This is a genomic window from Rubrimonas sp. (assembly GCF_036788415.1).
Taxonomy (GTDB): domain Bacteria; phylum Pseudomonadota; class Alphaproteobacteria; order Rhodobacterales; family Rhodobacteraceae; genus Rubrimonas.
Map to the genome: position 1 here is coordinate 1 of NZ_DAIQNN010000144.1, position 5,345 is coordinate 5,345.

Here is a 5,345-nt window from a genome sequence, read left to right on the forward strand (position 1 = left end):
ACCGGAGGGAAGCGCGCCCGCGCCACGCGAGCACCCCGCTCAAAAGTTCAACCAGAACGGGAATCTGCGAAAAATTTCATCAAAAACCGCATTTGAGGTTTGACAGCGGCGCCGCATTGGTGGAGGTAAATATTCCGTGAGCGGCCCGTGATGCGTAGCTCGGGTCGGTGTGTATGGCCAAGGGAGTTCCGGCGCGTTCTGGGAAACGGACTTGGTCCGATGGGAGGGTGAAATGAGTAAGACGTTTTTGCTCGCTGCGGTGGCGTGTATCGTCGGCGGTTGGGCTACCGCGACAGGCGGCTACTCTGTGGCCGCCTTGTCGACGGCGCCTGTTTCCGCCGCCGCCTGTCTGCTTCTCGCTGGACTCGGTTCGGCGGCGCTCCTCGGTCGAAAGCGCGCGGAAATCTGAGCGGCGCTCGGCGCCGAAGCTTCCAAGAGCGCCTTCGGGCGCTCTTTTTTTGTCGTTTACGGCAGGGTGGACTTGCGGGTCGGGCGCGGCGTCACAGCAGGGCCGCCGCTGCGAATCCCGCCAGCAGGATGACCCCGCTGTCGCGGTTTGCGCGGAACAGGCGCAGGCAGCTTCCCGCATCGTCGATGTCGAGCGCGCGCAGCTGCCACGCCAGATGCGCGCCGAAGGCCGCGACGCCTGCGAGCCCCACCGCCAGCGCCGGCCCCTCCAGCGCCGCCATCGCGGCGGCCCCCGCCAACGCCACCGCGGCCGCCGAGAACCCCGCGAGCCAGATCCGCGTCCGCGCGCCGAACAGCCTTGCGGTGGACTTCACGCCGATCAGCTCGTCGTCTTCCTTGTCCTGATGCGCGTAGATCGTGTCGTAATGCAGCGTCCAGGCCATCCCGCTGAAATACAGAAGAATGGGCGCCCAGCCGAGCGACCCCGTGGCCGCGCTCCACCCCATCAGCGCGCCCCAGTTGAAGGCGATCCCCAGAAACACCTGCGGCCACCAGGTGAAGCGCTTCATGAACGGATAGATCGCCACCGGGATCAGCGAGATCACCCCGAGCCCGATGGTCGGCCAGTTCATGCTCAGAAGCACCCCCAGCGCCAACAGCAGATGCAGCAGCATCCACCCGAGCGCCTGCCGCTTGGTCACCTGTCCCGAGGGCAGCGGGCGTGAGCGGGTGCGCGCCACCTGCGCGTCGAATTTGTGGTCGGCGAGGTCGTTCCACACGCAGCCCGCCCCGCGCATCAGGAACGCCCCGATCGCGAAGGCGGGGATCAGCCACAGCGCCGCCGGCGTCCAGCCTTCGGCGGCGATGGCGAGCGCGAGGCTGTGCCAGCAGGGCAGCAGCAGCAGCCACACCCCCGCGGGCCGGTCGGCGCGCGACAGACGCAGGAAGGGCCGCCACGCTTGGGGCGCGAAGCGGTCGACCCAGTTGGCCGGCGTCGCGTCGGCGACCCTTCCATCCGGGCCGCCGGGGGCGCTATGCACGGATGCGCTCATCGGAGGGGCTCGTCGTGGAGACTGCGCCGAAAGTCAGGCTGTTCGTCGACGCCCCGCTGGCGACGGGCGCCGAGATCGCGCCGGCGCGCGAGCAGGCGCATTACCTCTTCACCGTGATGCGGCTCGGCGAAGGGGCGGAGGTCGCGCTGTTCAACGGGGCCGACGGCGAGTGGCGCGCCCGCGTCGCCCGCGCCGACCGGCGCGGCGGAACGCTGGTCTGCCTCGAACGGATGCGCGAACAGGATCATGCGCCGGATGTGCACCTGCTTTTCGCTCCGATCAAGAAGGCGCGCACCGATTTCATCGCCGAGAAGGCGGCGGAGATGGGGGTGCGGCGCTTGCGCCCGGTCTTCACCCGCTTCACCAATTCCGAGCGCGTCAATGTCGAGCGCCTGCGCGCCCATGCGGTCGAGGCCGCCGAGCAATGCGGCATCCTCTCCGTCCCCGAGGTGGACCCGCCCGCGACCCTCGACGCCGTCCTCGCCGACTGGCCTTCGGAGCGCCGCCTGATGCTCTGCGACGAACTGCGCGACGCGCCCCCCGCGACGCAGGCGCTGCGCGCCGCAGGCGCTGGCCCCTGGGCGATCCTGATCGGCCCCGAAGGCGGCTTCGCGCCGGAGGAGCGCGCCCGGCTGCGCGCCTTGGCCTTCGCCGTTCCGGTCTCGCTCGGCCCCCGCGTGCTGCGCGCCGACACGGCGGCCGTCGCCGCGCTCGCGCTCTGGCAGGCGGCGCTCGGGGATTGGGGATGAGCTCCCTCCGCCCCGAGGCGCTCGCGTTCCTGCGCCGCTGGCGCGACCTCGCTCTCGGGCTGGCGGTGGCGGCGGCGTCGCTCGCGCTCTGGGGGCGGGCGGCGCTGGCGGGCGCGCCGGTCCCGCTCGTCCTGCTCGCCGCGGCGCTGGTCTTCGCCGCGATCCTCGCGCGCGACGGGCTGTTGCGGGCGCGGCTGCGCGGGGCGGCGACCGCGCCGGGGCCGGGGCTCGCGGCGGTGCGCGAAGGGCTGATCGGCTATCTCGGCCCTGAAACGGGGGGCATGGTCGATCTCGACGCGCTGGTTTCGGTCGAGGCGGAGCGGCGCGGCGGAAGCCTCGTCTGGATCCTGCGCCCCGACGGCGCCGCGCCCCTCGCCATCCCCGCCGACGCCGAAGGGGCCGAGCGCCTGCTCGACGCCTTCTCGGCGCTGCCCGGCTTCGACCGCGCGGCCCTGACCCGCGCGCTCGACGGCCCCGAGGGCGTGCGCGCGATCCTGTGGCGCCGCCCCTCCCCGCGGGCGCTTGCCTCGCCTGCGCGCGGCGCATAAGTCTCGCGCGCCAGAGCGGCCCCGCGCCGCCGACTGCAGGGGACGGGGCGCCATGTCGATACCGCAGCAGGGCGGCGGCCCGATCGAGAGCCGCGCGCAACTCGCCGAATTCCTCGCCTCCGGCTGCAAGCCGCGCGACGCCTGGCGCATCGGCACCGAGCACGAGAAATTCGGCTACCGCCTGTCCGACCTCAAGCCCCTGCCCTATGAGGGCGCCTGCTCGGTCCGCGCCATGCTCGAGGGCCTGCGCGACCAGTTCGGCTGGCGCCCCGTCATGGAGGGCGACGCGCTGATCGGGCTGACCAAGGGCGGCGCCAATGTCAGCCTCGAGCCCGGCGGACAGCTCGAACTCTCCGGCGCGCCGCTCGTCTCGATCCACGAGACCTGCGAGGAAGTGAACCAGCACCTCGCCGAAGTCCGCTCGGTCGCGCAGGAGATCGGCGCGGGCTTCATCGGCCTCGGCGCCGCCCCGCTCTGGTCGCGCGACGAGATCCCCGTGATGCCGAAGGGCCGCTACGCCATCATGCGCGCCTACATGCCCAAAGTCGGCGGCCACGGCCTCGACATGATGTTCCGGACCTGCACCATCCAGGTCAATCTCGACTTCGCCTCCGAGCCCGACATGGCGAAGAAGCTCCGCGTGGGCGTCGCGCTGCAACCCATCGCCACCGCGCTCTTCGCAAGCTCCCCCTTCACCGACGGCCAGCCCAACGGCTGGAGAAGCTGGCGCGCCCGCATCTGGCGCGACGTCGACCCCGCCCGCTCGGGCATGCTGCCCTTCATCTTCGAGGACGGCTTCGGATTCGAGCGCTATGTCGACTACGCGCTCGACGTGCCGATGTATTTCGTCTACCGCGACGGTCGCTACATCGACGCCTCCGGCCAGTCCTTCCGCGATTTCCTCGACGGCCGCCTCCCCGCCCTGCCGGGCGAGAAGCCGACGCTGTCGGACTGGGCCGACCACCTCACCACCATCTTCCCCGAGGCGCGGCTCAAGAAATACATCGAGATGCGCGGCGCCGATGGCGGCCCGTGGCGGCGCATCTGCGCGCTGCCCGCCTTCTGGGTCGGCCTCCTCTACGACGACGCCGCGCTGGACGCCGCCTGGGACGTGGCGAAACGCTGGACCGCCGAGCAGCGCGAGACGCTCCGCGAACAGGCCGCCCGCCTCGGCCTGCGCGGCGAGATGGGCGGGCGGACGGTGTGCAGCTACGCGCGCGAGCTGGTCGAGATCGCCGCCGAAGGGCTGAAGGCGCGGGCCGTCGCCCACAGCTTCGACGCCGACGAGGGTCATTTCCTCAACGCGCTGCGCGACACGCTGGGCCGCAACGAGACGCTCGCCGACGAGCTTCTGCGCCGCCACGCCACCGACTGGAACGGCGATCTGAGCCTGATCTACCGCGACTACGCCTACTGACGGCTCAGCCGAGCGCCGCGTCGCAGCGCGCGCAGACCTCCGCATGGCCGTGCGTCCCGACATCGGGCGTCACGCGCCAGCAGCGGGCGCATTTCGCCCCTTCGGCGCGGGCGGGAACCACCGCGACGCCCGCGACATCGGCCAGCGCGAAGGCGCCCTCCGGGGCCGGCGCGTCGGTCACGGTCAAGTCCGAGGCGATGCACAGCTCCGCCATGTCCACGCCCGCGACCAGCGCCCGCAACTCAGCATCGGCGACATGCAGGACCGGCGCCGCTTCGAGCGAGGCGCCGATGCGCTTCTCCCGCCGCTCGACCTCCAGCGCGCCCAGCACGACGCGCCGCACCTCGAACAGCCGCTCGAACTGCGCCGCCAGCGCCGGATCGCGCCACGCCTCTTGCGTGTCGGGGAAGGTCTGGAGATGCACCGAGCTGTCCGGGCCGGGGAAGCGCTCCAGCCACGCCTCTTCGGTCGTGAAGGCGAGGATCGGCGCCAGCCACGCCGTCAGCCGGTGGAACAGCAGGTCGAGCACGGTGCGACAGGCGCGCCGGCGCAGGCTGTCCGCCGCATCGCAGTAAAGCGCGTCCTTGCGGATGTCGAAATACACCGCCGACAGATCGTTGGTGACGAAGGTGAACAGCGCCGACCACACCCGCTGATAGGCGAAGGCGCCGTAGCCCCGCCGCACTTCCGCATCCAGTTCCGCGAGCCGGTGCAGCACCCAGCGCTCCAGCTCCGGCATGTCGGCGGGCGCGACCCGCTCCGCCTCCTCGAAGCCCGCGAGATTGGCGAGCAGGAACCGCAGCCCGTTGCGCAGCCGGCGATAGCTGTCGGCGACCGATTTCAGGATGTTCGGCCCGATCCGCTGATCCTCGGTGTAGTCGGCGGTCGCGACCCAGAGGCGCAATATGTCGGCTCCGTATTCCTTCACCACCTGCTCGGGCGCGACGGTGTTGCCGACGGATTTGGACATCTTCTGCCCGTTCTCGTCGAGCGTGAAGCCGTGCGTGACCAAGGCTTTGTAAGGCGCCCGCCCGCGCGTGCCGCAGCCTTGCAGCAGCGAGGAATGGAACCACCCGCGATGCTGGTCGGTGCCTTCCAGATACACGTCCGCCGGCCATTGCCCGCCCCGGTCGCGCAGCGCGAAGGCGTGGGTGGAGCCTGAGTCGAACCA

At 71.2% G+C, this 5,345-nt stretch carries 5 protein-coding genes; 3 read left to right on the forward strand and 2 right to left on the reverse strand.

The genetic code is table 11. From position 1 onward, the window contains the following. Positions 1–500 precede the first annotated feature (500 nt). Positions 501–1,460, reverse strand: a complete 960-nt coding sequence (gene ubiA / locus V7Q31_RS17180) for a 4-hydroxybenzoate octaprenyltransferase (protein ID WP_333835076.1) — start codon at positions 1,458–1,460, stop codon at positions 501–503. Here ubiA and V7Q31_RS17185 point away from each other — a divergent pair. The 3 genes from V7Q31_RS17185 to V7Q31_RS17195 are packed head-to-tail and all read left to right on the forward strand — an operon-like array spanning position 1,451 to position 4,174. Next, entirely contained in the window at positions 1,451–2,209 is a 759-nt protein-coding gene (locus V7Q31_RS17185) for a 16S rRNA (uracil(1498)-N(3))-methyltransferase (RefSeq protein ID WP_333835077.1), read from the forward strand. The two genes, ubiA and V7Q31_RS17185, sit on opposite strands and share 10 nt — an antisense overlap. Next, the gene (locus tag V7Q31_RS17190; RefSeq protein ID WP_333835078.1) at positions 2,206–2,757 is read left to right on the forward strand and encodes a hypothetical protein; all 552 of its coding nucleotides are present in this window, start codon (positions 2,206–2,208) and stop codon (positions 2,755–2,757) included. The genes V7Q31_RS17185 and V7Q31_RS17190 overlap by 4 nt, the downstream gene beginning before the upstream one ends. Before the next feature lie 52 nt (positions 2,758–2,809). Then, entirely contained in the window at positions 2,810–4,174 is a 1,365-nt protein-coding gene (locus tag V7Q31_RS17195) for a glutamate--cysteine ligase (RefSeq protein ID WP_333835079.1), read from the forward strand. Between the two features lie 4 nt (positions 4,175–4,178). On the opposite strand, the gene V7Q31_RS17200 is transcribed toward V7Q31_RS17195, so the two are convergent. Then, on the reverse strand, positions 4,179–5,345 hold a 1,167-nt coding region (locus tag V7Q31_RS17200), incomplete at its 5' end, for a class I tRNA ligase family protein (RefSeq protein ID WP_333835080.1).

Bases quoted from the DNA above. Each gene is read 5' to 3' on its own strand.
- V7Q31_RS17185 (WP_333835077.1), top strand. From the start codon at position 1,451: ATGCGCTCATCGGAGGGGCTCGTCGTGGAGACTGCGCCGAAAGTCAGG.
- ubiA (WP_333835076.1), bottom strand. From the start codon at position 1,460: ATGAGCGCATCCGTGCATAGCGCCCCCGGCGGCCCGGATGGAAGGGTC.
- V7Q31_RS17190 (WP_333835078.1), top strand. From the start codon at position 2,206: ATGAGCTCCCTCCGCCCCGAGGCGCTCGCGTTCCTGCGCCGCTGGCGC.
- V7Q31_RS17195 (WP_333835079.1), top strand. From the start codon at position 2,810: ATGTCGATACCGCAGCAGGGCGGCGGCCCGATCGAGAGCCGCGCGCAA.